We start from the raw sequence: 4107 nt of genomic DNA, 5'->3' as shown, positions 1-4107 counted from the left end.
AGGGGAAATCACCCAGGAAGAAGCGGAGTACATGCAGGCCTATACTATCATCGGAAAGAATGGTGTCATGAGCATGAATTGTCCGGAGATTCCTGTGAAGTTTTCTGCTTCCGACCCGGTTTCCTACAGTAAGGCTGTGAGCTATGGCCGTAGGATGATGCATAACATCGCCACATATCTCATTCGTCACCTGCCCGGATTTGAAAATGCCTTTATCAGCCGGGAAGCAGCCATGCTGGGCGCCAGAGAGTCCTGGCGGATCCGTGGCAAGCACTATCTGGTAGAGGATGATTATCATAACCAGAGTCGCTTTGCTGATGCCGTTTGTCGAACAGCCTGGTTTATTGATGCCCATGGGGAAAAAGTTTCGGAGAAATTGCCCCAGGGTGGTTTCTATGAGATTCCCTATGGTTCTTTGGTGACCGATGACATCGAAAACCTCATTGTGGCAGGACGCTGTATCAGTGCCAGCTTCATCCTGCAGGCATCCATGCGAATTCAGCCAACCTGCATGAGCATTGGCGAAGCCGCAGGGATTGCTGCCGCCTGGGGCTTGAAGCAGCATGTTTCGGTCAATGCAATCACCTGGAGCATGATTCCTGTAGCAGAACGCAGTTATGTCAGCAGAAGAAAAAATTGAACAATGGCGGTATAACGGCTTTGATTTCAATACAAGGTTTATCTTGTATGTTTAATAAAATAAAGGATATTAGGTCTTGATTGTAGAATATTTTAAATTTAGTGATACTATCAGATATTTTGTAGTCAAATAGGTATGTGGCAGTTATCACGGATAAGAATACAGCATCCATGTTGCCGGAGAATATCCACGGTATACATATTGCCAGGAAAGGATAGGTAAAGTAATCCATGAGTTTTTTTTCAGAGGTTAAGGGGAGATTGATAGTGTCTTGCCAGGCTTTGCCTGATGAGCCACTGCACAGCCCGTTCATAATGGGGCGCATGGCGCGTGCGGCCAAGGAAGGAGGGGCTGCAGCTATCAGGGCACAAAGCAGTGCAGACATTGTCGAAATTAAAAAGATTACAGGTCTGCCGGTCATAGGCCTTGTGAAGCGCAACTATGAGGATTCCCCAATATATATCACGCCTACAATGACAGAAGTTGAGGATTTGCTTACTACGGATTGTGAGATGATAGCCCTGGATATGACGGCCAGAAAAAGACCTCGCGATGAAAAGGCAGAGAATCTGGTCCGACGCATCCATGAGGCGGGGCGACTGGTGTTGGCAGATATTTCCACCTACGAAGAAGGTGTGGAGTCAGCCAGAATTGGAGCGGATGCCATATCTACGACATTATCAGGTTATACACCTTATTCACCGCAGCTATCTGGCCCTGATGTGGATTTGGTCAGGAAACTTTCTGGAAAATTGGCCATACCGGTATTCGCAGAAGGGCGTATCAATGTTCCGGAGGATATCAGGACGGTGATGGAGGCCGGGGCATTTGCGCCTATTGTTGGTTCCGCTATCACCAGGCCTCAGCTGATAACGGCAAAGTTTGCCAAGATGCTGGAGTGAGATTAAATAAAAAGGGGGAATATATTAATGGACATGTTTTCGCAGACTCAGGGGGATGGATCTTTGTTCGCCAAGGCGCAACGCTTTGGCAAGTCCTTCATGTTGCCGATTGCAGTGCTGCCGGCGGCAGGTATCTTGCTTGGAATAGGTGGAGCCCTGTCAAATCCGAATTCTATCAAGGCTTATCCTTTCCTTGATATAGGCTGGTTGCAAAATATCTTCACGATTATGGCAGCAGCCGGCAATATAGTTTTCGCCAATCTGGCTATACTTTTCGCTGTTGGTATCGCTGTTGGACTGGCGAAATCAGATAAAGGTACGGCAGGTCTGGCTGCGGTGTTGGCCTTATTGGTCATGAATTCAACCATCAATGCCATGCTGAAAATCACCGGTACCTTGGCCAAGGATAATTTGGCTGGCGTAGGTCAGGGCATGACTCTGGGCATACAGACGCTGGAAACAGGAGTTTTCGGTGGTGTCACAGTGGGTATTATGACATATTTATTGCATTCCAGATTCAATAAGATAGAGCTGCCGCAGTTCTTGGGATTTTTCGGTGGTTCCAGGTTCGTACCTATCATAACATCTTTTGCTGCTATTTTTTGGGGCATGATTATGTTTGTCATTTGGCCTCATTTTCAGCAGATCATATTCGGCATAGGTGATTTGGTAGAATCCACTGGTTATATCGGCACATTGATTTATGGCTTTGTCTTGCGCATGCTTGGACCTTTTGGATTACACCATATTTTTTACCTGCCTTTCTGGACAACTGCATTGGGTGGTACGGAGGTCATCCAGGGCCAGTTGGTGGAAGGAACTCAGAGAATATTCTTTGCTCAGCTGGGAGATCCAAACACCACGCAGTATTATATCGGTATCTCTCGCTTCATGTCAGGTCGTTTCATCACAATGATGTTTGGTCTGTTGGGAGCTTGTTTGGCCATGTATCACACTGCCAGGCCTGAGAAGAAAAAGCTGGTGGGCGGGTTGTTGCTGTCTGCAGGACTCACCTCATTTTTGACGGGTATCACCGAGCCTATAGAGTTCGCTTTCCTGTTCGTTGCCCCTATGCTCTATGTGTTGCATGCCTTCTTTGATGGTTGTGCATTCATGCTGGCACATATATTACAGATTACAGTAGGGCAAACTTTTTCCGGCGGGTGTATCGATCTTATCCTGTTTGGTATCCTGCAGGGGGCAGACAAGACTAATTGGATTTATATTCCTATGGTGGGAATACCATGGTTCTTCCTGTACTATTTCTCATTCAAGTATCTTATCTTGAAATTTGATTTCAAGACCTTGGGACGGGAGGATGATGACGATGCCTCTGATGATGCAGGTGCGACTGTTGTTTCCGACAACGTGGCAACTGAGCGTTCGAGCTTGATTATAGATGGCTTGGGCGGCAGGGAGAATATCGTAGAGCTGGATTGCTGTGCTACCCGATTGCGTGTAACCGTCAAGGATAGCTCCCTGGTCAGGGAGCGGTTGCTCAAAGAAAGTGGTTGCCGTGGAGTTTTGAGAAGTGGCACAGGAGTGCAGGTCATCTATGGGCCACAGGTTACAGTAATAAAAAATGAGTTGGAAGAAGTATTGAATTTATGATGTGAAAAACCCGGTACATTTCCTTTGTGGATTTCGTACCGGGTTTTTAACAGGCCTATTTTTATAGCAATGGTGTTATGAAATAATTCCAGATTTTTATCAATAAACTCTTTATGTTGGATTATCAAGCATCCCACATTGGGTTAAATCCATAGCCATAGCTCCTCCAATTGATTGATTTTCCTAATTTTTTTCCAACATACGCCATGGCCTCTTCCTGGGAAACCTCCTGTCCGGTTGCTCCGATGTAATATCTGTTTTCCAGATAACTGGTTGGTTTGGTTACGCATGTAATGCCTCCCTTGGCCCATGCCTTATCAACCATTGAAGATATTTCCCCCCAATAAAGCATGGTTTTAAATCCTCCATACCTGTTTTCTGCCAATCCCATATCATTCAGAAACTGGGAATCGGTAGCTGTACCACCATAATTTCCGCCGGCCACATTGTCCATTTCATTAATGGATAGTTTTTTACTTTCATTTAACTTTGTCATTTTATATCATCCTCTCTATTTTAGTGCTCTGCTTGTTGAGCTGTTGTTTGTCTTTCGATTTCTATATGCATGAACAAGTAAATAGTTACAGAATATAGATATTTTTTGTTGAGAATCAAAGCTTGCAATAGGAATTTATTCACAACTTATTTAAACAAGTGACCACTTTTTGACGCCCTTCCTCCAATGGTCACATCAATCTGCCCTGCCTTACGGGGATGCAATAGGTTTAATGGCTAGTGGCATGGCTATTAAATAATGTTCTGGTTACACGCAAGTAAAGGCTGTGCCTTCCCCTCTGGGGAAGCACCCTGCGAGCACTAGGCACAAGGCCAGCTTACAAGGGGCTGGCACATATGCCGTCGTAGGCACAAGGTCAGCATACTTTTAGAAAATGTCCTGTTCACACGCAAGTTAAGGATATGCCTTCCCCTCTGGGGAAGGTGGGTGCGTAGCAC

Annotated in this window: 4 protein-coding genes; 3 read left to right on the top strand and 1 reads right to left on the bottom strand. The window is 45.7% G+C overall.

Annotated elements, in window-relative coordinates:
- From K6C05_RS10005 to K6C05_RS09995, 3 genes are all read left to right on the top strand, one after another.
- Nucleotides 1-640, top strand: a 640-nt coding sequence (locus K6C05_RS10005) for an FAD-dependent oxidoreductase (protein ID WP_296734309.1), incomplete at its 5' end; no start/stop codon positions are given.
- Nucleotides 641-870: 230 nt separating this feature from the next.
- Nucleotides 871-1542, top strand: coding sequence for an N-acetylmannosamine-6-phosphate 2-epimerase (locus K6C05_RS10000; protein WP_296734307.1), 672 nt, complete (start codon nucleotides 871-873; stop codon nucleotides 1540-1542).
- 27 nt (nucleotides 1543-1569) lie between these two features.
- Nucleotides 1570-3153 carry a PTS transporter subunit EIIC gene (locus K6C05_RS09995; protein ID WP_296734305.1) on the top strand — a complete coding sequence of 528 codons (1584 nt, stop codon included), beginning with the start codon at nucleotides 1570-1572 and terminating at the stop codon, nucleotides 3151-3153.
- A 124-nt stretch (nucleotides 3154-3277) separates the two neighbouring features.
- Here the strand turns inward: K6C05_RS09995 and K6C05_RS09990 are convergent, their stop codons facing one another.
- Nucleotides 3278-3649, bottom strand: a complete 372-nt coding sequence (locus K6C05_RS09990; protein ID WP_296734302.1) for a hypothetical protein — start codon at nucleotides 3647-3649, stop codon at nucleotides 3278-3280.
- Nucleotides 3650-4107: the final 458 nt, after the last annotated feature.

The organism is Anaerovibrio sp. (assembly GCF_024697385.1).
Lineage (GTDB): Bacteria > Bacillota > Negativicutes > Selenomonadales > Selenomonadaceae > Anaerovibrio.
Note: the sequence above shows the minus strand (reverse complement) of the source record. Positions and strands in the feature narration are given on the sequence as shown.

Bases quoted from the DNA above. Each gene is read 5' to 3' on its own strand.
- K6C05_RS09990 (WP_296734302.1), bottom strand. From the start codon at position 3,649: ATGACAAAGTTAAATGAAAGTAAAAAACTATCCATTAATGAAATGGAC.
- K6C05_RS10000 (WP_296734307.1), top strand. From the start codon at position 871: ATGAGTTTTTTTTCAGAGGTTAAGGGGAGATTGATAGTGTCTTGCCAG.
- K6C05_RS09995 (WP_296734305.1), top strand. From the start codon at position 1,570: ATGGACATGTTTTCGCAGACTCAGGGGGATGGATCTTTGTTCGCCAAG.